The organism is Ruegeria sp. AL7 (assembly GCF_056536105.1).
In genome coordinates, this window is record NZ_JBQFJF010000001.1 from 667,424 (window position 1) to 689,043 (window position 21,620).

Here is a 21,620-nt window from a genome sequence, read left to right on the forward strand (position 1 = left end):
GCACGGATTACACTGAAATTTCAGGCTTTGCCGCGCAATTTCTTGACTGATACCGAACCCGTGATAGCGTGAGTTTGACCAGTTGGTCAAATCAAGACACCAAGAGCGAGCAAAATCGCAAGCAAACAGGGAATAAGACAATGGCAGCTCCGGCGCAGAATCTCAGGATCAATGGCGACAGGTTGTGGGACAGCCTGATGGAGATGGCCAAGATCGGTCCCGGTGTTGCGGGGGGGAATAACCGGCAAACTCTGACTGACGAGGATGCCGAAGGCCGCGCCTTGTTCCAGAAATGGTGTGAAGAGGCTGGATGCACCATGGGGCTGGACCAGATGGGCAACATGTTTGCGCATCGTGAGGGCACCGACCCGGACGCTTTGCCGGTCTATGTGGGTTCGCACCTGGATACGCAGCCGACCGGCGGAAAATATGACGGCGTTCTGGGCGTTCTGGGCGGGCTAGAGATTATCCGCACGCTCAATGATCTCGGGATCAAGACAAGACATCCCATCGTGGCGACCAACTGGACCAACGAGGAAGGGACGCGATATGCGCCCGCCATGCTGTCGTCTGGTGTCTTTGCGGGAATGCACACGCAGGATTGGGCTTATAACCGTGAAGATGCCGAGGGTAAGAAATTCGGGGATGAACTGAACCGGATCGGTTGGCGCGGCGAAGAAGAAGTCGGCGCGCGCAAGATGCATGCTTTCTTTGAGTTGCATATCGAACAAGGCCCGATCCTTGAAGCCGAAGGAAAGGATATTGGCGTCGTCACCCACGGGCAGGGTCTGAGCTGGACACAGGTCACGGTGACCGGCAAGGATGCCCATACCGGTTCAACCCCGATGCCGATGCGCAAGAATGCCGGGCTTGCGATGGCGCGCATTCTTGAGAAAGTGGACGAAATCGCCTGGTCTCATGCACCGCATGCGGTGGGTGCCGCGGGGCATATCGACGTATTCCCGAATTCTCGCAACGTAATCCCCGGAAAAGTCGTTTTCACAGTCGATTTCCGCTCGCCCGAGCTGGAGGTGATCACCGACATGGAAAATCGCCTGCGGGTGGCGGCGGAAGATATTGTCGAAGAAATGGGCCTGCAGATCGAATTCGAGAAAGTCGGCGGTTTCGATCCGGTGAAGTTCGACGACGATTGCGTGTCTGCCGTGCGCGATGCGGCTGAAAGGCTGGGCTATTCGCATACCAACATCATCTCGGGCGCGGGGCATGATGCCTGCTGGATCAACCGTGTGGCCCCGACCGCCATGGTCATGTGCCCCTGTGTCGACGGGCTGAGCCATAATGAGGCTGAAGAGATCAGCAAGGATTGGGCGGCAGCCGGGGCAGATGTCCTGCTGCATGCCGTGGTCGAGACTGCCGAAATCGTGGAATAGGGGGCGCTGCCCCCGTCGCCCAAGGGCGACTCCCCCGGGATATTTTTGGCCAGATGAAGCAAGCGGCGCAGACCGCATCAGGGAGTTCAAAATGAGTACTGTTATAAAAAACGGAACCGTTGTCACCGCGGATTTGTCATACAAGGCGGATGTATTGGTCGAAGGCGGCGTCATCACCGGGATCGGGATGGGTCTGAAAGGTGATAACGAGCTGGACGCGACCGGCTGTTATGTGATGCCCGGTGGGATTGATCCGCATACCCATCTGGAAATGCCGTTCATGGGCACCTATTCCAGCGATGATTTCGAAAGCGGTACGCGGGCGGCCCTGGCGGGGGGCACGACTATGGTTGTTGACTTCGCACTGCCCAATCCGGGCGAAAGCCTGCTGGATGCCCTGAAGCGTTGGGACAACAAATCGACACGGGCGAATTGCGACTACTCGTTCCACATGGCGGTGACATGGTGGGGGGAACAGGTATTTGACGACCTCAAGACCGTGATCGAGACGCGCGGCATCAACACGTTCAAGCATTTCATGGCCTATAAAGGCGCGTTGATGGTGAATGACGATGAGCTTTATGCTTCGTTCAGGCGTTTGGCCGAACTGGGCGGCATCGCAATGGTGCATGCCGAGAACGGAGACGTCGTTGCCGAACTGAGTGCCAAGCTTCTGGCCGAGGGGAACTCTGGCCCGGAAGCGCACGCCTATTCCCGACCGCCGCAAGTAGAGGGTGAGGCCACAAACCGGGCCATTATGATCGCAGATATGGCGGGCGTGCCGCTGTATGTTGTTCATACATCCTGCGAAGAGTCTCATGAGGCCATTCGCCGAGCCCGAATGCAGGGCAAGAGGGTGTGGGGAGAGCCGCTGATTCAGCATCTGACCCTCGATGAAAGCGAATATTTTAATCAGGATTGGGACCACGCCGCGCGGCGGGTCATGAGCCCCCCGTTCCGCAATAAGCAGCACCAGGACAGCCTGTGGAATGGCCTGCAATCAGGATCGCTGAGTGTTGTGGCAACCGACCATTGCGCCTTTACGACCGAACAGAAACGCTTTGGAGTTGGGGATTTTACCAAGATCCCGAACGGGACCGGTGGTCTGGAAGATCGGATGCCGATGCTGTGGACGCATGGTGTGAATACCGGACGCCTGACGCCCAATGAATTTGTTGCGGTGACTTCAACAAACATCGCCAAGATACTGAATTGCTATCCGAAAAAAGGCGCGATCCTTGTTGGAGCGGATGCAGATATCGTCGTGTGGGATCCTGAAAAAACGAAAACGATCAGAGCCAGTACGCAGCAATCTTCGATTGACTATAACGTGTTTGAGGGCAAAGAGGTCAAAGGCCTGCCGCGCTTTACGCTGACCCGCGGACAGGTTGCGGTACATGATGGTGAAATCCGCACGCAGGAAGGCCATGGCGAGTTCGTTGCGCGCGAGGCAAATACGACCGTCAACAAGGCTTTGAGCGCGTGGAAAGAACTAACCGCCCCTCGGCCAGTTGAGCGGACAGGTATCCCGGCGACGGGGGTTTGATCCGTTGGGCCGCTATCTGGGCGGCCCCGGCACCACTCTTTTCAAGGCAGTAGAATGACCACTGAAAGCACGACCCAGCACGTCATCGAAGCAAGGCAGCTTGACCTCACCTTTCAAACCAATGACGGGCCTGTTCACGCGTTGAAAGACGTGAACCTGACGATCGACAAGGGTGAATTTGTTAGTTTCATTGGCCCCTCGGGCTGTGGAAAAACCACTTTCCTGCGCTGCATCGCGGCCTTGGAGACACCGACCGGCGGGTCGCTGACTGTCAACGGAATGACCGCGGACGAAGCGCGGCGGAACAGGGCCTATGGGTATGTCTTTCAGGCGGCGGGCCTTTACCCCTGGCGCACCATAGCAAAGAACATCAAGTTGCCGCTTGAGATCATGGGCTATTCCGCGTCCGAGCAGGAAGAAAGGGTGAGAAAAGTCCTGGAACTGGTTGATCTTGAAGGATTTGGCGGAAAGTTTCCATGGCAGTTATCCGGCGGGATGCAGCAGCGCGCCAGCATCGCGCGGGCCTTGGCCTTTGATGCTGATATCTTGTTGATGGATGAACCGTTCGGTGCTTTGGATGAGATTGTGCGCGACCACCTGAACGAGCAGCTTTTGGCGCTTTGGGCAAGAACTGAAAAGACCATCGGATTCGTGACGCATTCGATTCCCGAAGCCGTATATCTGAGCACCAAAATTGTCGTGATGAGCCCACGGCCGGGGCGGATTACGGATGTGATCGACAGCCCGCTGCCAAAGGAACGGCCGTTGGACATTCGTGACACTCCGGAATTCATCGAAGTGGCCCATCGTGTTCGTGACGGGTTGCGGGCGGGGCATTCTTATGACGACTGATCCGGCGGCAGAAACCATCAGACGGGCCGTGGTAGGTGACGTGCCGGCTTGTGCCCGCGTGATTTACAACTGGGCCTCGCAGACGGAATGGATGCCTGATGAATTGCCGGTGGAGGAATTGGCGACCCTGATCCACGAAGCGTTCGACAGTCGCGAGATCTGGGTCGCGGGTGATCCGGTTGATTGCTACATGTCCATAGATCCGGCGCAGTGTAAAATCGGTGCGTTGTATTGCAGCCGGACGGGGCAGGGAATTGGCAAGCGTTTCGTTGCCAAGGCGAAGCAGGGTCGGACCCATCTTTGGCTGACAACACACAAACCCAATCAGGCAGCGCAGAGGTTTTACCGCCGTGAAGGGTTCGAGGTAACTGCCGAAGAACCACCCGTACCGCCGGATACAGTGCCCGTCTATCGAATGGAGTGGCACGCATGAAGCAGATCATAGCCGTTTTCACCGTCGTCGCCGTGATCGTTCTGTTCTGGTATGTCGCTTGCGTTCCGATGAACATCAAAGGGGTTTTGACCGAGCTTGAACGTGGCGGTGCCGAGGTTCAGCCACCCACCGCAAGTGCGCGCCGGGATCTGGGAGAGTTCGGTCTGGTTCTGAATAATTCGTTCGCGATTCCAGTAGCTTGGGAGCAAGGCAAGCCCCGTTTGCCATCACCTCATCAGGTTGCGATTGAACTGTGGGATACAACCGTCCTGAAGAAAATCAACTCGAAAAGATCGCTGATCTTTCATGGGTGGGTGACACTCAGCGCTACGATGCTGGGCTTTGTCATCGGGACCGGGCTGGGTGTCCTGTTGGCCGTTGGGATCGTGCATAGCCGCGTGATGGATTTGTCGGTCATGCCATGGGCTATCGTTAGCCAGACGATCCCGATTATCGCTTTGGCTCCGATGATTATCGTGGTTCTTTACTCGGTCGGGGTTCAGGGGATCATTCCCAAGGCGATCATATCAGCGTATCTGAGCTTTTTCCCGGTTGTCGTCGGCATGGTCAAAGGATTGCGCAGCCCTGACGCGATGCAACTTGACCTGTTGCGGACTTATAATGCCAGCCAATCGCAGGGGTTCTGGAAACTGCGCCTGCCCGCGTCGATGCCATACCTGTTCACCTCGTTGAAGATCGGTATTGCGGCGTCGTTGGTCGGCGCAATCGTGGGTGAGCTGCCGACAGGCGCTGTCGCAGGATTGGGTGCTCGGTTGCTGGCAGGCAGTTACTATGGTCAAACCGTGCAGATATGGTCAGCGCTGTTTGCTGCGGCCATTCTGGCTGCCTGCCTGGTCGGTTTGTTGGGATTGATTGAACGGTCGGTTCTGAAGCGGATGGGGATGGCGCAATGATGTTGGTTGTCTTTGCTTTGCTGCTGTGGGCTTTCGGCTGGTGGTTGAACAGCCGATTGGCCAGTGGCCCGCAAGCCGACAGCCAGATGGTACGCTTTCTGGCACCGGTGATTTTTGGTCTGACCATTGTTGGAGCTTGGGAGCTGGTGGTCCGTGGGCTTGAAGTGCCGCTGGTCATTCTGCCGGCACCGTCTGCCATAGCAGTGCGATTTGCAGGTAGCCTTGACATTCTTTGGGCCGACTTTGTTCAGACAATCCTGAAAGGGGCGCTCAGCGGATATGTCATCGGCTGTGGATCGGCCTTCCTTATGGCGATTGCCGTCGATCGGTGGGATTTCCTGCGTTTGGGGCTGTTGCCAGTCGGGAATTTCGTCGCGGCTTTGCCCATCGTTGGGACGGCACCCATTCTGGTCATGTGGTTCGGGTTTGATTGGCATTCCAAAGCGGCGGTGGTCGTTGTGATGGTGTTCTTTCCGATGCTGGTCAACACCGTGGCCGGACTGCGCGAGGCCACCGCGATGCAGCGTGACTTGATGGAAACCTATGCAGCAAGCTATTGGCAGAGCTTTCTGAAGCTGCGGCTGCCTGCGGCGATGCCTTTCATTTTCAACGGGTTGAAGATTTCAACAACTTTGGCTTTGATTGGCGCCATCGTGGCTGAATTCTTCGGATCGCCGACACTGGGCATGGGATTTCGGATATCCACCAGCGTCGGTCAATTGTCGTTGGATATGGTCTGGGCCGAAATCGTTGTTGCCGCTATCGCGGGTACGGCTTTTTATGGCCTGGTGGCGGGAATCGAAAAAGTGGTGACGTTCTGGCACCCCTCACAACGCGGATAAGACGAAGAAAATCAACAGACCCTGAAAATCGGGGCGCAACAAGCAACTAGGAGAAATGAAGATGAATAAGCTATTCAGCGGGGCGGTTGCCGCCTTTGGTCTGGCAGCCAGTACGGCGCTGGCGGCGGATGAAGTGACACTGCAACTGAAATGGGTCACGCAAGCACAATTCGCGGGCTACTACGTTGCCAAGGATAAGGGCTTTTACGAGGAAGAAGGGCTGGACGTTACCATTCTGCCCGGCGGGCCTGACATCGCTCCGACACAGGTGATTGCGGGCGGCGGTGCTGATGTGACCGTTGAATGGATGCCTGCCGCTCTGGCCGCACGTGAAAAAGGGTTGCCGTTGGTGAACATCGCCCAGCCGTTCAAAAGCTCAGGCATGATGCTGACCTGTTGGAAAGATGCCGGTATTTCGTCGCCTGAGGACCTGAAGAATCGCACGCTGGGTGTCTGGTTCTTTGGCAATGAATTTCCGTTCATGAGCTGGATGAGCCAGTTGGGCATCAGCACTGATGGGAAAGGCGACAACGGTGTGGAAGTTCTGAAACAGGGCTTCAACGTCGATCCGCTGCTGCAACGTCAGGCGGATTGTATCAGCACCATGACCTACAATGAATACTGGCAGGTCATCGATGCCGGTGTCAGCCCGGATGAACTGGTAACCTTCAAATACGAAGACCAGGGTGTCGCGACGCTGGAAGATGGTCTTTACGTTCTGGAAGAAAATCTCAGCGATGCGGCCTTCACCGACAAGATGCAGCGGTTTGTTCGCGCCTCGATGAAAGGATGGAAATACGCCGAGGAGAACCCCGATGAAGCAGCGGATATCGTGCTGGAGAACGATGCAACGGGTGCGCAGACGGAAGAACATCAGAAACGCATGATGGGTGAGATCGCCAAGTTGACCGCAGGTTCGAACGGCGCGCTGGACCCGGCGGATTTTGATCGCACCGTTGGTACCCTGCTGGCCGGAGGTTCTGACCCGGTGATCACCAAGACACCTGAAGGGGCCTGGACGCACCAGATTACGGACGCTGCTCTGAACTGACGCTAACCGTTAGTTTGAAGGTCAAAAGCGCGGTCCCAATCGGGGCCGCGTTTCGCATTCGTGGTGTCGGAATTGTGTCTGTACTTGGCACCGATATAAAGTAGTATTTCCCTGTAAACTTACGCGTTTTTATACGAAGGGTCGACTATAGGGAATAAAATGCAGGAATTTTCATCAGAATTCAGCGCTGCGATTGCCTTGATCCTTGGGGGAGATTCTGAGCTGTGGGCAATTGTGCTGTTGTCTCTGAAAGTGTCCGTGTTTGCGGTGCTTGTTTCTGCTCTGATCGGAATGCCCGTGGGGGCTGCGTTGGCCGTCGCCCGGTTCCCCGGCCGCCGGATGCTGATCGTCCTGATGAATGCACTGATGGGGTTTCCACCGGTTGTCGTGGGCCTGCTGGTCTATCTGATGCTGTCCCGTTCGGGCCCCTTGGGGGTGCTTGAGCTTTTGTACACTCCGACCGCCATGATCATCGCGCAGGTGGTGTTGGTCACTCCCATTGTCGCGGCTCTGACGCGCCAGGTTGTTGAAACGTTGGCTGAGGAATATTCAGAACAGCTGCGGTCCTTGGGCGTGTCACGGCTGGCCTCGGTCCCGGTTTTGTTGTGGGATGCGCGACTGGCACTTGTCACGGCCTTGCTTGCCGGTTTCGGACGCGCCATCGCCGAGGTGGGCGCGGTTATCATCGTTGGCGGAAACATCAATCATGTGACCCGCGTGATGACGACAACCATTGCGCTTGAAACGTCGAAGGGAAATCTGTCGCTGGCACTGGCGCTGGGGGCGATCCTGATCGGGATTGCAATTGCGGTAAACGCGATGGTCAGCGCGGTCAGTTTGCGGGCCGAACAGGAGGGGTTGCGCCATGCGTGACGTGATCTGCGAGATGTCGAACTGTCTGACGGTTGAAAAAGTGCAAATTCGCAGCAACGGCAAGGTTTTGCTGGATGTTCCTTCATTGGTTCTGGATGGTCCGGGGCCGACGTTGCTTCTTGGCCCCAACGGTGCGGGAAAAAGTCTGTTGCTACGGTGCTTGCATGGCCTGATCTCGCCGGATCGCGGGCGGGTGGTGCAGGACGGAAACCCTCTGGGCGCCGCGCAGAAAACGCGCCAAGCCATGGTATTTCAGAGACCGGTTCTGTTGCGACGGTCTGTTGCTGCCAACCTGGGCTTTGTCCTCAAGCGTCAGGGCATGGGGCGAACGGCAAGAAAGGCGCGTATCGCTGAGTTGCTTGCTGAAGGCGGGCTGGAGGGGAAGGCCCGGCAATCCGCCCGGTCTCTCTCGGGCGGCGAGGCCCAGAGGTTGGCCATTTTGCGTGCCTTGGCGCTGGAGCCCGAAACACTGTTTCTGGACGAGCCCACCAGTGCCCTTGATCCCGGCGCGACACAGATGATCGAACGTATGGTTCTGCGCGCCTCGGCGCGGGGTGTGCGGATCGTGATGGTGACACATGATATTGGCCAGGCCCGTCGTTTGGCCTCGGATGTGGTCATGATGCAGGGCGGTCATGTGGTTGAACACGGCCCAGCAAAACAGGTTTTGGATACCCCCGAAAGCGAAGCATCGCGTCGCTACCTCGCGGGTGGATTGGTTACCTAAAAGATAAAACGGAGAAAATGATGTTCCGCGCAATACTTCGGGCGGCAGTGATGGCCCTTGGTCTGTCGGCAAATGCGGCCTTGGCAGAGACACCGTTCATTGTCGTGCAGTCTACGACATCCACCCAGAACTCGGGGCTGTTGGACTATATACTGCCGTGGTTCGAGGCCGAGTCGGGCATTGACGTGCGGGTTGTGGCCGTAGGAACCGGTCAGGCAATCCGCAATGCGGTCAATGGTGACGGGGACGTCCTGCTGGTTCACGCCAAATCCGCCGAAGAGAAATTCGTCGCTGATGGATATGGCGTGGAGCGGAAGGACCTGATGTATAACGATTTTGTATTGGTGGGCCCCAAGGCAGATCCCGCCGGAATTCGCGGTGGTGCCGACATTCTGAGCGCTCTTACAGCGATTGCAAAGGCTGAAGCCCCGTTTGCGTCGCGCGGTGATGACAGTGGAACGCACAAGGCCGAGCTGCGGAATTGGTCGGCTGCGGGGCTTGACCCAACCGGCGCGTCCGGCAGTTGGTATCGGGAAACCGGTTCAGGTATGGGGGCGACGCTGAACGTTGCCAGCGGCATGGACGCGTACACTCTGACAGATAGGGCGACGTGGCTGTCCTTTGGTAACAGAGGCAATCTTGAGATCCTGGTCGAAGGCGACCCGCGTCTATTCAACCAATATGGTGTGATCCTCGTGAATCCTGAAAAGCATCCGCATGTACGGGCGGCCGCTGGTCAGCGTTTCATCGACTGGTTGACCGGGCTCGACGGGCAGCAGGCGATCGCCTCTTTCCAGCTGGACGGTCAGCAGGTGTTTTTCCCCAATGCGCAATAAGCTGGCCTGCGGCCAGCCCCTGCGGGGCGAGTATTTTTGAAAAGATGAAGGCGCGGGTGGATTTTCACCCGCTGGCCCCATTGTGGTGGATCGTGCCAAGACCAGACAGGTCATAGCCGCCGAACTCGCGCGCCCGCTGGGCGAACTGACCCGAGCGCAACAGGGTTAGCAGTTTCTGTATCGGCGGATCGAAAAAGGCCCGACGCCAGATGGCAAGATCCAGCCGCTCGGAATGAGTGGGGACAAAACCTAAGTTGTAGAGACCGGCTAGGGCGCCAAGCCCAAAACCGGCCTCGGCCTTCCGGTCATGCAGCGCGATCGCAAGCTCTTCTTCTGTGCGTGCGCAGCCTGGTCGAATATCCAGATCATCCCGGCGCAGGCCGTGGGCGTCCAGTTGGGCGTCAAACAGGCGCTGGCTCGCCGCACTGTCCTGACGCAGAATGACGGTGCGGGACGTGAGGTCGTCAAAGGAAATGATGTCGGATATGCCCGGAGCAAGAAGCAATCCACGCTCACGTCGGGCGATTTCAAACAGGATTACCGGGGCTTCGCCCAAAGTGTCTTGCAGGGATTCTTTGTTGAATCCGCCATCTTCGTGGATGTGCAACACAGCGGCCTGCGCGCTGCGTTCGCTGAGCCTGATCAGCCCGTCAAAAGAACCGTCGTAATAGGTGGCCAGCCCCGATCCACTTTCACGCAACGCCCAGTCCAGCAAGGGATCGTGGCTGCCCGCTATGATCGGGGGCAGGGGCGGTTCGGCAACCTGTGGGCCGGATCGCGACGCGTTGAGCCAGGCAATGATCTCGGCCCGCGGAAACAACAGCTTACCCATGGCGCGCACGCACGGTATTTCGCCTGACGAGGCAAGGTCATAAGCCTTCCGCTCGCCAATGCGCAGCAGATCGGCCAGTTCACGGGTGGTCAGGTATTGTGGCATTCAGTCGAGGCGCACGGCGGCGCCGGATGTGGTGTCAGCGGTGCTGAACCCGATCTGTTCCAGCACAAATGGGGCTGCGCCTGCAATAACGACCATCGCGGCGACAGCGGCGAGAAAGGCTTTCATGGGCTCCTCCGGTTCAGTTCCGGTCAGTTGTTGCGCGACGCAGAAAAGCGATAAGGTCCTGGCGATCCTGTGATTTGGCAATCCGCTGCATCGGCATTTTCGACCCTGGAATGTAGTGGTCTGGCCCTTCGTCGAAAAGGGCATTTATTGTCTCGTCATTCCAAATGATATCAGAGCCTTGCAATGTATCCGAGTACAAATATCCTTGAACCGTGCCGGCCTGACGTCCAAATACACCGTGCAGGGTGGGGCCTGCACGTCGTTCGTTATCGGAAGACAGGCTGTGACAGATCGAGCATTTGCGCGCAAACTGGCGTTCCCCGTTATCCATCTCATCAGGATTTTTCAGGAAACTCGGTTCTGCCGAGGCCATCTGGTGTTGGTCGGACAGAGCGTCCACAGGCCAGCTGTACATCGCCTCGTCAAGTCCGCCCGCATGGATGTTTTTACCGTCTTTGGAAAATGCCAAAGCCCAGACCGGACCGCGCAACGTGGCGCGAAAATCCTGTGCAATGCGCCAATCGACGGTGTCGATGACCATAATATACCCTTCGCCATCGCCTACGGCCAAAAGTTTCCGATCCGGGCTGAGCGCAAGGGCAAGGATCGGGCGGCGGTCCAGAGTGAAATCGCGCTCTTCCCCGGTGGCAAGGTCAAGGATACGCGTAACACCGTCAACCGCACCATAGGCGATCCAGTTATCCTGTGCATTCAGGGCCAGTTCATTGATGCCGAACCCGTGCTCGACCAGACGCCTTTTTTCCTGCCTGCTGGATACATCCCATAGCCGCAAAGCGCCGTCGACGCCCGCCGAAAATAGCTGTGTGCCGTCAGGTGAGAATGCGACCGCATTCACGCCACTGCCGGTCGGTCCAAGCCGCGCGGGTTCTGTGCCATCGATAGGCCACAGGCCGATTGTTCCATCCCAGCTGGCGGTCGCAATTACGGTTTCTGAAGCCGCAAGGCTGACAATCTTGCCCTTGTGTCGGCCAATGACTTCACCGCCGGGCCATTTGCGCAGGGTGAAGTCGTCTCCGGCAGAATAGAAAGCGGAGCCGTTGAACGCGACTGTGTTCACGGCGGCTTCGTGCCCTTCGTACCATTCTGGTGTTTGCCCGGTCCAAAGGCCCACAGAGTTGTCGAAACTGGCTGTTGCGATGCGACCGTCAGGCGCGGCGGCGATGCCCATGATGGGGCCGCCATGCCCTTTCAGCGTGAAGAATTCTGCCACGGCGGGCAGGGGCACCAGCACCAGCGCCAGAACCAGCCCACGCATCTATTCAGCGGGTGAGGCGGCTGCTGTGTCAGCCTCTTTTTTCTGCACCTCTTCCAGCCAGAGTGAGTGATGCTCGCGCGCCCATTGTTCCTCGACCTCTCCGGTTCCCATGGCGTCAAACGCGCCCTCCATCCCGACCGAGCCGAGATAGATATGAGCGACGATGATCGCGATGAACACATAGGCAATCATGACATGCCAGACTTGGGCGAATTGCATCTCTTCCTGCGGTGACATCTGCACCGGCAAGGTCAGACCCAGCGCCTGCGGAATGCCCGTGGCGTTTGCGACCGAGAAGGTTTTGGCGAACAGGGGCATCTCGAACGGGAACAGCAGTGACAAGCCGGACAGGCTGATCGACACGCCCAGAAGGATGCAGGCCCAGAAAATGATCTTTTGCCCCGCATTGAATTTCCGGGCGGGCGGGTGGTTGCCCTTGGTGAACAGCCCCCCTCCGGCGGCGAGCCATTTCAGGTCGGTCCGGTTGGGAATGTTATGAGCAATCCAGTTCACCGTGACGATGATCAGACCCAGCATAAAGGCCCAGGCCAGATTGTTATGCAGCCACTTACAGCCCAGTGCGATGGTAGCGAAACCTTCCTTGCCGAAGATCGGAATCAGGAAGTCGCGGCCATAGAGCGTGAGCAAACCAGTAATGCCGAGGATTAGGAACGATCCTGCAAACAGCCAATGACCGAAACGTTCAATCCCGTTGAAGCGGGTAACCGTGCGGCCCGTTTTCTCTCCATCGATGCGGATTTTCCCACGGATCAGGAAGAACAGCAGAATGATGCCCAGCATCCCGGCGATGATGTAAGTGCCATATTCGCGCAGCGGTCCGCTGCGGAAGTTCAGCCACCACATGCCGCCATCCTGTATCAACACGCTTGCAGCGGGGCCGTTTGACGATACGGTCACATTGGCCGAGCCATAGCGCAACGCACGATATACATCACTGTCCGACGCGACACCACGGGTGCCAAGTTGACCCATCAGACCCTCGACATTGCTCTGGCCGGTATTGCCGGAGCGATATCCGTTATCCACCTGCTCACCACGTTGCCGGGCGAGAATGTCTTCGAGGGTCGTCGCTCCGCCGGTTCCCGCCCTTTCAGGCGTGGCGTTGCTGTCATCGGTCGTTTGGGCGGCTGCCGAAAAGGTCAGTCCAAGGGTGAACAGAAAAGCGATGAGAAAGCGGAGCATCTGAACCTCGGTCAAATTCCAAGATCGGACAACCCGCGCCGAGCGGGTTGTCCATTGCTTTGTGCAGACAGCGGCTTAGCCGTCTTTCTGGTCGTAGGCAGTACCCCAGCCCCAGGCGCCCGAGCCGAAACCGCGCGCCACGACGCGTTCGCGGTAAACAGCCGACACCACGTCGCCGTCACCGGCAAGCAGGGCCTTGGTGGAGCACATTTCGGCGCAGATGGGCAGTTTGCCCTCGGCGATCCGGTTGCGACCGTATTTGGCGAACTCTGCGGTCGAGTGGTTTTCTTCGGGACCACCGGCGCAGAAGGTGCATTTGTCCATCTTGCCGCGTGAACCGAAATTGCCTGCCTGCGGGTATTGCGGCGCGCCAAACGGGCATGCGTAAAAGCAATAACCGCAACCGATGCACAGGTCCTTGGAGTGCAGGACAACACCTTCTTCGTTCTGATAGAAGCAGTCGACCGGGCACACCGCCATGCAGGGCGCATCCGAACAATGCATACAGGCCACCGAGATCGAGCGTTCGCCCGGATTGCCGTCATTGATCGTCACCACCCTGCGGCGGTTGATACCCCAGGGTACCTCATGCTCGTTCTTGCACGCGGTTACGCAGGCGTTGCATTCGATGCAGCGTTCAGCGTCGCAGAGAAACTTTGCTCTAGCCATTAATCGTCCTCCTTACGCTGCCGAGATCTTGCAGAGAGTACACTTGGTCTCCTGCATCTGGGTCACTGAATCATAGCCATAAGTCTGGGCGGTGTTGGAACTTTCGCCCAGAACATAGGGGTCAGCACCGGCGGGGTATTTGTGCCGCAAGTCCTCGCCCTGGAAATGGCCGCCAAAGTGGAAAGGCATGAAGGCGACACCGGCACCGACCCGATTGGTCAGCATCGCCATCACCTTGACCTTACCGCCTTCCGGACCTTCGACCCAGACCTGTTGCCCGTCCCGAATGCCAAGGTTGTTGGCATCGCGCGGATTGATCTCGACGAACATGTCCTGCTGAAGTTCAGCAAGCCATGGGTTAGACCGGCTTTCCTCGCCGCCGCCTTCATATTCAACCAGACGACCTGACGTCAGGATTATCGGGTAATCCTTTGAAAAGTCGTTCTTTTGGATCGAAGCATAAAGGGTGGGCAGGCGATAGGCGTGCCGGTCTTCGTAGGTTGGATAGTCCACCACCAGATCACGCCGGTTCGTATAAAGCGGCTCGCGATGCAGTGGGATCGGATCCGGGAAGGTCCAGACGACCGCGCGGGCCTTGGCGTTCCCGAAGGGCGCACAGCCATGCTTGATCGCCACCCGCTGGATACCACCTGAAAGGTCGGTTTTCCAGTTGGTCTCGGGGCCTGCAACGGCATCGATTGCAGCGCGTTCTTCAGCCGTCAGGTCGCCGTCCCAGCCAAGGTCCATCAGCATCTGCATCGTGAATTCAGGGTATCCGTCCTGAATTTCTGATCCAACGCTATAGACCCCTTCGGCCAGCAGGTTGTCGCCATCGCGTTCCACTCCGAACCTGGCGCGGAAGGTCAAGCCGCCTTCGGCCACCGGTTTGGACATGTCATAGAGGTTCGGAGTCCCCGTATGACCCATCTCAGCGGTTCCCCAGCACGGCCAGGGCAGACCATAATATTCGCCGTCGTTTGGTCCACCAATGGCTTGCAGCGTGGTTCGGTCGAACGTGTGCTGGTTGGCCATATGGCTTTTCAAGCGTTCTGGCGACTGCCCGGTATATCCGATGGTCCAGAGGCCCGAGTTGAATTCACGCGTGATGCTTTCAACATTCGGGGTCTCGGGGTCTTCCATCTCGATATTGCGGAACAGGCGATCCGCCCAGCCGAACTTGTTGGCGAACTTGGCCATGATGACCTCGTCCGGCAGGCTTTCGAACAGCGGATCAACGACCTTGTCACGCCACTGCAACGAGCGGTTTGACGCGGTGACCGAGCCACGGGTTTCGAACTGCGTACAGGCAGGCAAAAGGTAGACGCCATCGGTGCGGTCATGCAGAACGGCCGAGACAGTGGGATACGGGTCGATCACGACCAGCATGTCCAGCTTTTCCATTGCCGTTTTCATTTCCGGACCCCGCGTTTGCGAGTTCGGCGCGTGACCCCACAGAACCATGGCACGGACATTGTTGTCCTGATCCATGTTCGCAGGGTCTTCCAGAACACCGTCGATCCAGCGGGATACCGGGATACCGCTTTCATTCATCAGCGGTTTGTCCTTGCCGTCTTTGCCCTTGATCGTGGCGAACTGGCCCTTCAGCCAATCCAGGTCTTCACCCCAGACGCGGCTCCAGTGGCCCCATGCGCCCGCAGACAGGCCGTAATAGCCGGGCAGGGTGTGGGACAAAACACCAAGGTCTGTCGCGCCCTGCACGTTGTCGTGGCCGCGGAAGATATTGGTACCGCCACCCGAGGTACCCATGTTGCCCAGCGCAAGCTGAAGCACGCAATAGGCGCGGGTGTTGTTGTTGCCGTTGGTGTGCTGTGTGCCGCCCATGCACCAGATGACCGTGCCGGGGCGGTTGTTCGCCATAGTTCGGGCAACGCGTTTCAGTTGCGAGCCAGGCACGCCGGTGACGCGTTCTGTTTCTTCAGGCGTCCATTTGGCCACCTCATCCTGAATCTGGTCCATGCCCCAGACCCGGGTGCGGATGAATTCTTTATCCTCCCAACCGTTGTCGAAGATGTGCCACAGGATGCCCCAGATCAGCGCAACGTCTGTGCCCGGGCGGAAACGGACATATTCATCCGCATGGGCCGCGGTGCGCGTAAATCGCGGGTCGCAGACGATCAGCGGTGCGTTATTCTGCTCTTTTGCGCGCAGAACGTGCAGCAGAGAGACAGGGTGCGCTTCAGCCGGGTTGCCGCCGATGATGAAGATGGCGCGCGAGTTGTGGATGTCGTTATACGAATTGGTCATGGCGCCGTAGCCCCATGTATTCGCAACACCCGCAACCGTGGTCGAGTGGCAGATACGGGCCTGATGGTCCACGTTGTTCGTGCCCCAGTAGGCGGCGAATTTGCGGAACAGATAGGCCTGTTCGTTATTGTGCTTTGCAGAGCCCAGCCAATACACGCTGTCGGGCCCGGATTCTTCGCGGATCGACATCATGCCATCGCCGATCTCGTTGATCGCCTCTTCCCAGCTGATGCGCTTCCACTCGCCGCCTTCCTTTTTCATCGGATATTTCAGGCGGCGCTCGCCGTGGGCGTGCTCGCGAACCGAAGCCCCCTTGGCACAATGTGCACCCAGGTTGAACGGGCTGTCCCAGCCGGGTTCCTGCCCGACCCAGACACCGTTCTGTACTTCGGCGACGACAGTACAGCCGACCGAACAGTGGGTGCATACGGATTTGATGTTTTCGACGGCCTGATTGGCCGCTGTCTGGGCACTGGCTGGCGTCACGGTTCCACCTGTGGCGCTGATCGCGGCAAGGCCGCCGATCGTCAGGCCCGAGCCACGCAGGAATGCGCGGCGATCGACGGTTTTCTCGCCGACCTGGGACAGGATACTTGTCCGCTGGGGGCGTCTCGCAACCCCGTTGGTCTTTTTCCTAAGCATGTCTTTCCTCCCTTGCGCGCCGTGTCAGCCACGGCTGGCTTGGTACTGCTGAAACCGACGTCAGGGCCAATCGCAACCGTCTGCCGGGTGTGAAAGCGTCCGGTCCTAGAACCGGGTGCTCTCGATGTAGGCGCGTGTATGCGCAGTATCCTGAATGCGGGTTTCGTCGGTCGGTAGCGCCGCGGCTTCGGCCTTCCCGGTCAGGCTGGCGGCGGCAACGGCAGCAGGCGCTGCGGTACCGGCCAGTTTGAGGAAGTCACGGCGCGTGGCGCCTTCTTCCTTGGTCTTGCTCATGGGAACCTCCTTTCCCAATTGCGGTTTGGTGCCCATGGGACACCGGCGATGTGCGGATTACCCCGCCGTCATCCGGAACGCTTCGCGCTCGATCTCCATAAACACCCGCCCGGCAGTGCCGACGGATGCATAAAGGACCGAGTTCTCGGCTGCTTCCAAATCCGAATAGAAATGCGTGGCCCAGGGGCCGATGTGCTTGCTCCAGAATGCCTTTTGGTCATCCAGGGAAGCCGGGCCGCCAAAACGCCCGACGATCATTCCGGCCATCATCTCCATCAATGAGGCGATGTTATCTTCGGGCTCGAACACGTTTTGGGCACGTGTGATCCCGCGAACCGCCATGTCATTGCGCAGCTGAGCCAAGGGTTTCTCGTTCAAAAAGCCCGTCAGGTAGAAGCTGGCATATGGCAGCAACTCACCCCGGCCCAATCCGATGAACAACGCATTGAATTCCCGTTCGGCAGCGGCTGGCTTGGTGACCTTAGCAACCCGTGCCATGGATTGAACGGCCTTGCCGAGATCCGTGTCATCTCCGACCAGACCAGCCATTTGGTCCAGCAACATCTGATCCGGAGGACCTGCCAGTAACAGACCCAGAAAGTTATAGAAATCCGCGCGCAGTCGATCCTCGGCTGAAACATCTAGAGTGTGCGCGTCACTTGCGGTCATTCGGTCATCCTTCAAATTCAAATGTCATTCGACGTGGCGACGGGGGACGCTCGAGTTCTTCCGGCTCTTCTACCTGAGCAACTGAAACCGGCTGTGGCACGGGATCAGGGTCAACCGGCACGACCTCTGGTTCAGAGAGCGTATCAGCCTCGATTTCGTTTTCTTCCGTTTCTTGGGGGTCGGCGGCCAGTGCTTCGACATGCGCCAGCATGCCTTTTCCAACCTGATAGGCGGTTTGGATGTTTTCGATCACGCAGGCCGCATCGGTGTAGTCCTCGCCGTAATCAACCAGCCCGTCGACATTGGCCAGAACAGGGTTCAACCGCCACAACCGCCGCAGGGCGCGGCGCCGCAGGCGATCAGGCACTGCCTTGGACATAAAGCCGGAAACATCATCGCCGGGTCCGAGGGTATCGGGATTGGGAAGGTTGAATTCGGCCAAAATCTCGGCGTCACTCTTTTCTTCAAGTTCGGCGTGATGGGCTGCGATCACCTGTTCTTCAAGGACCAGCGCCTCGGCTTCAGCTTCGGCCTGAACGGCTGCCTTTCGGCGCGACCAGAAATCACGCCGCTCTGTCATTGCAGCACCCGTCTTGGTGCGCGAAATACATCCGATGCCTGACGGATGCGCGCGTCGCCCTTACCATCCTCCACCAAATCGGTTCGCTTTCTGTCGCGACGGCGCTTGACGAACACTTCGTGCTGGTGATGTTTCAGGGTGAAATCCCGTACCCAGGCGATCAACCCTTCGGTCATTGGGATTTTCTCGACAATCTCTTCGCCGGTGTCCGCGTAATCCTGCCCCTGGAACGGAGAAGCGGTGATCAGAACTGCATTCAGGGGCGTGTCGCCCTTCAGCTCATTCCGCAGTACAAGATAGATCGAGGGTTGCCCGTCCGACAGGTTGACCAGGTAGGCTTCAGTCTCGTCCGCCCAGAGGGTCAGGGGAAGGGTGGCAGCGTGGTATTCGACCGCCTCGCCTTCGCGGCGCAGTTCCTGCCAATCGGCTGGCCCTGCACCGGGCAACACGGCGACCGCGCGCCAGTTCCAGCGGGCCCAACGTGTGACCCCGGGTGTTTTGCGCACAATGACGCCAACCGGCATGTCGATCTGGCTTGCGGCCTTGGCCACTGGATCCTCCCCGAAAGGCTCTCCCCTGCCTTTCCATGTCCACTATGGTACACAAAATAGCCGCGTGCCAAGCCTGCGCGTTAATACTTTGGTCGTATTCCCAGTAGCGTCTTCGTGATCAAAGTCTGAGAAGGCTTTTGTTTTAGGGGATTTTGCCGCGAAATTCTGACCGGCGAATTGCATGCTGTGCAGGGTTGAAGTTGCCTCATCGGGAATGCACCCTAAAGTGCAAAGGATCAGGATTGCTTCCCGAGGGAGGGGACATGGGCACGAAACTTTTGCTCTGCGATTGCGCGGGAACTCAGGCGCTGGATCCGGACAGAATCGAAAGCGCCTGCGGAATTACCTGTTCAAAGGTGCATACCGCGCTTTGCACAAAAGAACTGCAATCTGCTGCATCCTTGATGCAAGAGGGCGATACCGTCATCGCCTGTCTGCAGGAACAAGAGGTGTTCCGGTCGCTTGCCGAAGATATGAATGTCGAAATTCCCGGCTTTGTCGACCTGCGGGATCGCGCCGGTTGGTCCGATCAGGGCGCGGATGCGACGGCCAAAATGGCTGCCTTAGCTGCCGAAGCGTTCCTGCCGCAACCGGTGACGCCCAGCGTTGATGTTATCAGCGAAGGCACGTGTTTTATCATTGGTCCTGGTACCGTTGCCTTTGGACTGGCGGAAAGGTTGGCCCGAACACTGGCGGTAACCGTTCTGGTCACGGATCAGGCTGAGCCAGACTCTCGGGCCTTCGATGTCATTCGGGGACAATTGCGGTCTGTTTCGGGTGCTCTGGGTGGGTTTTCCTTGCGTCTGGACAATGTGCAGCAAGTGGTTCCCGCAGGCAGAGGTGCTTTCAATTGGACGGAACCAAGAGATGGGGCGCAATCGGCCTGCGATATCATTGTTGACCTGACGGGGGGCACGCCCTTTGTGCAGGCTCCGGCCAAGCGCGAAGGGTATTTGCGGGCTGATCCCAAGGATGCGGTTTCTGTAGAACGTCTGGCTTTTGACGCCGCCCAACTGGTCGGAACATTCGAAAAACCTCTGTACGTGCGACTGGAGGAAACACTTTGCGCCCATTCGCGGGCGGAACAGGTCGGATGCTCAAACTGTCTGGATATCTGCCCAACCGGTGCAATCACACCCTCGGGCGAGCATGTGGCGATTGATCCGATGGTCTGCGCCGGGTGTGGCGAATGCGCGGCGGTCTGCCCGTCAACAGCGATAACCTATGAAGATCCACCTGTTTCGGCCTTATTGTCACGTATGCATATTCTGGCGCGCACGTACCGAAGGGCAGGCGGTATCGCACCCCGGTTGCTTGTGCACGACGCCCACGGGGCCGAAATGATAAGGCTTGCAGCGAGGTTCGGCCGGGGATTACCTTCGGATGTTATCCCGCTGGAATTGAAAGTGATATCCGGGTTCGGTCATTCGGAAATGCTGGCCGCGCTGGCGCATGGATTTGCGCGTGTGGATGTGCTGCTGGCACCGACAACGGAACGGGATGCGCTGGATCGCGAAATTGAACTGGCACGTGCCATAACCAGTTCGGATGGAATCGGGTTCATTGAAGAGGTGGACCCTGATGGGATGGCAGACTTGCTGTATGCGCAAAAGGTACCCCAACCGTTGGCAGATCCGGTCTTGCCGCTTGGCAACCGCCGACAAATCGCACGGCTGGCAGCACAGGCCCTTAACCCGCAGGCTGGTGCCCCGCTGCCATTGCCTGAAGGTTCGCCTTACGGTGCAGTTGCAGTGAATACAGACAGTTGCACACTCTGTCTTAGTTGTGTGTCGCTGTGCCCGTCCGGGGCTTTGATGGATAACCCTGACAAGCCCCAGCTTAACTTTCAGCAGGATGCGTGCCTGCAATGCGGATTGTGCAAGACGATCTGCCCCGAAGACGCGATCACCTTGGTGCCGCAACTGGACCTGAGCGAAGCTGCTCTGTCTCAGCAGGTGTTGAACGAGGAAGAGCCATTTGCCTGCATCGAATGCGGGGCTTTGTTTGGGGTTAAATCAACCGTTGAACGGATCATGGAAAAGCTTTCGGGCACGCACCCGATGTTTGCCACATCGGATCAGGCACGGATGATCCAGATGTGCGACAATTGCCGGGTGAATGCTCATTTCCAGCAGCAGGACAATCCGTTCCAGTCAAAACCCAAGCCTCGGGTCGTTACCACCGAGGATTACTATTCGGATAGAAAGGATCACTGAAGCTTTAGCGGCGCGCCCAGATCAGCGGCGTCTATGCGCGAAACAAACGCCAGGATGGCTTCAAGATCGTTCAACGTCATCTTGACCGGGTGAATTGGGGATGGGCGCTCGGGATCAAAGGGCGGTGTCAACCCGTCGATCTGCGTGAATGCGGGGTGGGGATTGAGGGCAAAGAACGCTTCGAACCGTTCCGACCAATCCGGCATCGCGCGCAGGACGGCGAAAGAGGGGGTCGAGCCAAGCCCGTTCATCCGATTGCGGGGGCCAATCACATGACATCGACCACAATGGGTCATCGACAGTTCTTCGCCCAACACGGTGTTGCCGTCCAGGGTATCGTCCGACTGGGTGACCTTGGGATCAAAGCTGGCGCTGAACGGTTCACCCACCACAGGAGGAAAGCTTTCGACAGTGCGCTTGCCGATCTCTGATTGCAGCCAGTCGCGAAACCGGATTTGACGATCATCGCCTTCGATCCGCAGGTGATAAACCACGCCACCACGGGCAAAGACAGGATCGCCGGGTGGTTCGGTTACCAGCACCATGGCACCGGCATCATCTGCGACAACGCGTATCCCGGTCTTGAGAGAGAAGCGAGGAAGGATATGTTGCAACAGACCGGAGTCGTTAACCTCTGCCGGAGCCGCAAGGCCAATCGCCTCCTGCGACAAGGAGGGGGTGGCGGTGAGCGTCAGGCTCAGGCACAACAAGACAAGGCGCATGGTTT

General features: G+C 58.0%; 22 protein-coding genes. 11 read left to right on the forward strand and 11 right to left on the reverse strand.

Annotation, left to right across the window (positions count from 1 at the left end):
• Positions 1-140 precede the first annotated feature (140 nt).
• The 10 genes from ACR3E2_RS03350 (at position 141) to ACR3E2_RS03395 (ending at position 9,465) form a co-directional block, all read left to right on the forward strand.
• Positions 141-1,391, forward strand: a complete 1,251-nt coding sequence (locus tag ACR3E2_RS03350) for a Zn-dependent hydrolase (RefSeq protein ID WP_267364141.1) — start codon at positions 141-143, stop codon at positions 1,389-1,391.
• Between the two features lie 91 nt (positions 1,392-1,482).
• Positions 1,483-2,937 (forward strand): dihydropyrimidinase, encoded by a 1,455-nt coding sequence (gene hydA, locus ACR3E2_RS03355; RefSeq protein WP_480481340.1) that lies wholly within the window; start codon positions 1,483-1,485, stop codon positions 2,935-2,937.
• Between the two features lie 54 nt (positions 2,938-2,991).
• Complete coding sequence (locus ACR3E2_RS03360) at positions 2,992-3,789, forward strand: ABC transporter ATP-binding protein (protein ID WP_209595940.1); 798 nt, start codon at positions 2,992-2,994, stop codon at positions 3,787-3,789.
• Complete coding sequence (locus ACR3E2_RS03365; RefSeq protein WP_480481338.1) at positions 3,779-4,222, forward strand: N-acetyltransferase family protein; 444 nt, start codon at positions 3,779-3,781, stop codon at positions 4,220-4,222. Before ACR3E2_RS03360 ends, ACR3E2_RS03365 begins: the two co-directional genes overlap by 11 nt.
• On the forward strand, positions 4,219-5,136 hold the full coding sequence (locus ACR3E2_RS03370) for an ABC transporter permease (RefSeq protein WP_480481336.1): 918 nt from the start codon (positions 4,219-4,221) through the stop codon (positions 5,134-5,136). Before ACR3E2_RS03365 ends, ACR3E2_RS03370 begins: the two co-directional genes overlap by 4 nt.
• A complete protein-coding gene (locus ACR3E2_RS03375; RefSeq protein ID WP_267364134.1) occupies positions 5,133-5,978 on the forward strand; it encodes an ABC transporter permease in 846 nt (281 codons plus the stop codon). The genes ACR3E2_RS03370 and ACR3E2_RS03375 overlap by 4 nt, the downstream gene beginning before the upstream one ends.
• A 61-nt stretch (positions 5,979-6,039) precedes the next feature.
• Positions 6,040-7,029: an ABC transporter substrate-binding protein gene (locus ACR3E2_RS03380; protein WP_480476654.1), complete on the forward strand. Its 990-nt coding sequence runs from the start codon at positions 6,040-6,042 to the stop codon at positions 7,027-7,029.
• Positions 7,030-7,188: 159 nt separating this feature from the next.
• Positions 7,189-7,902, forward strand: a complete 714-nt coding sequence (locus ACR3E2_RS03385) for an ABC transporter permease (protein WP_480481334.1) — start codon at positions 7,189-7,191, stop codon at positions 7,900-7,902.
• The gene (locus ACR3E2_RS03390; protein WP_480481332.1) at positions 7,895-8,629 is read left to right on the forward strand and encodes an ATP-binding cassette domain-containing protein; all 735 of its coding nucleotides are present in this window, start codon (positions 7,895-7,897) and stop codon (positions 8,627-8,629) included. The genes ACR3E2_RS03385 and ACR3E2_RS03390 overlap by 8 nt, the downstream gene beginning before the upstream one ends.
• A 17-nt stretch (positions 8,630-8,646) precedes the next feature.
• Positions 8,647-9,465 carry an ABC transporter substrate-binding protein gene (locus ACR3E2_RS03395; protein ID WP_480481330.1) on the forward strand — a complete coding sequence of 273 codons (819 nt, stop codon included), beginning with the start codon at positions 8,647-8,649 and terminating at the stop codon, positions 9,463-9,465.
• 64 nt (positions 9,466-9,529) lie between these two features.
• Here the strand turns inward: ACR3E2_RS03395 and ACR3E2_RS03400 are convergent, their stop codons facing one another.
• From ACR3E2_RS03400 to ACR3E2_RS03445, 10 genes are all read right to left on the reverse strand, one after another.
• The gene (locus tag ACR3E2_RS03400) at positions 9,530-10,402 is read right to left on the reverse strand and encodes a substrate-binding domain-containing protein (RefSeq protein WP_480481328.1); all 873 of its coding nucleotides are present in this window, start codon (positions 10,400-10,402) and stop codon (positions 9,530-9,532) included.
• Positions 10,403-10,528, reverse strand: coding sequence for a hypothetical protein (locus ACR3E2_RS03405; protein ID WP_280922366.1), 126 nt, complete (start codon positions 10,526-10,528; stop codon positions 10,403-10,405).
• A gap of 13 nt (positions 10,529-10,541) precedes the next feature.
• Entirely contained in the window at positions 10,542-11,804 is a 1,263-nt protein-coding gene (locus ACR3E2_RS03410) for a c-type cytochrome (protein ID WP_480481326.1), read from the reverse strand.
• On the reverse strand, positions 11,805-13,007 hold the full coding sequence (locus ACR3E2_RS03415) for a formate dehydrogenase subunit gamma (RefSeq protein WP_480481324.1): 1,203 nt from the start codon (positions 13,005-13,007) through the stop codon (positions 11,805-11,807).
• A gap of 75 nt (positions 13,008-13,082) precedes the next feature.
• The gene (fdh3B, locus tag ACR3E2_RS03420) at positions 13,083-13,676 is read right to left on the reverse strand and encodes a formate dehydrogenase FDH3 subunit beta (RefSeq protein ID WP_209504177.1); all 594 of its coding nucleotides are present in this window, start codon (positions 13,674-13,676) and stop codon (positions 13,083-13,085) included.
• A 12-nt stretch (positions 13,677-13,688) separates the two neighbouring features.
• Positions 13,689-16,583: a formate dehydrogenase subunit alpha gene (locus ACR3E2_RS03425; protein ID WP_267365565.1), complete on the reverse strand. Its 2,895-nt coding sequence runs from the start codon at positions 16,581-16,583 to the stop codon at positions 13,689-13,691.
• 105 nt (positions 16,584-16,688) lie between these two features.
• Positions 16,689-16,877 (reverse strand): ubiquinol-cytochrome c reductase iron-sulfur subunit N-terminal domain-containing protein, encoded by a 189-nt coding sequence (locus ACR3E2_RS03430; RefSeq protein WP_209504175.1) that lies wholly within the window; start codon positions 16,875-16,877, stop codon positions 16,689-16,691.
• A 57-nt stretch (positions 16,878-16,934) separates the two neighbouring features.
• A complete protein-coding gene (locus ACR3E2_RS03435; protein WP_209595960.1) occupies positions 16,935-17,546 on the reverse strand; it encodes a TorD/DmsD family molecular chaperone in 612 nt (203 codons plus the stop codon).
• Positions 17,547-17,550: 4 nt separating this feature from the next.
• A complete protein-coding gene (locus ACR3E2_RS03440) occupies positions 17,551-18,126 on the reverse strand; it encodes a DUF3306 domain-containing protein (RefSeq protein ID WP_480481321.1) in 576 nt (191 codons plus the stop codon).
• On the reverse strand, positions 18,123-18,677 hold the full coding sequence (locus ACR3E2_RS03445) for a DUF3305 domain-containing protein (protein WP_267365561.1): 555 nt from the start codon (positions 18,675-18,677) through the stop codon (positions 18,123-18,125). The genes ACR3E2_RS03440 and ACR3E2_RS03445 overlap by 4 nt, the downstream gene beginning before the upstream one ends.
• A gap of 263 nt (positions 18,678-18,940) precedes the next feature.
• Here ACR3E2_RS03445 and ACR3E2_RS03450 point away from each other — a divergent pair, with 263 nt between their 5' ends.
• A complete protein-coding gene (locus ACR3E2_RS03450; RefSeq protein ID WP_480481319.1) occupies positions 18,941-20,893 on the forward strand; it encodes a 4Fe-4S binding protein in 1,953 nt (650 codons plus the stop codon).
• Here the strand turns inward: ACR3E2_RS03450 and ACR3E2_RS03455 are convergent.
• Positions 20,887-21,615 (reverse strand): hypothetical protein, encoded by a 729-nt coding sequence (locus ACR3E2_RS03455; protein WP_480481317.1) that lies wholly within the window; start codon positions 21,613-21,615, stop codon positions 20,887-20,889. The genes ACR3E2_RS03450 and ACR3E2_RS03455 overlap by 7 nt on opposite strands.
• Positions 21,616-21,620 lie beyond the last annotated feature (5 nt).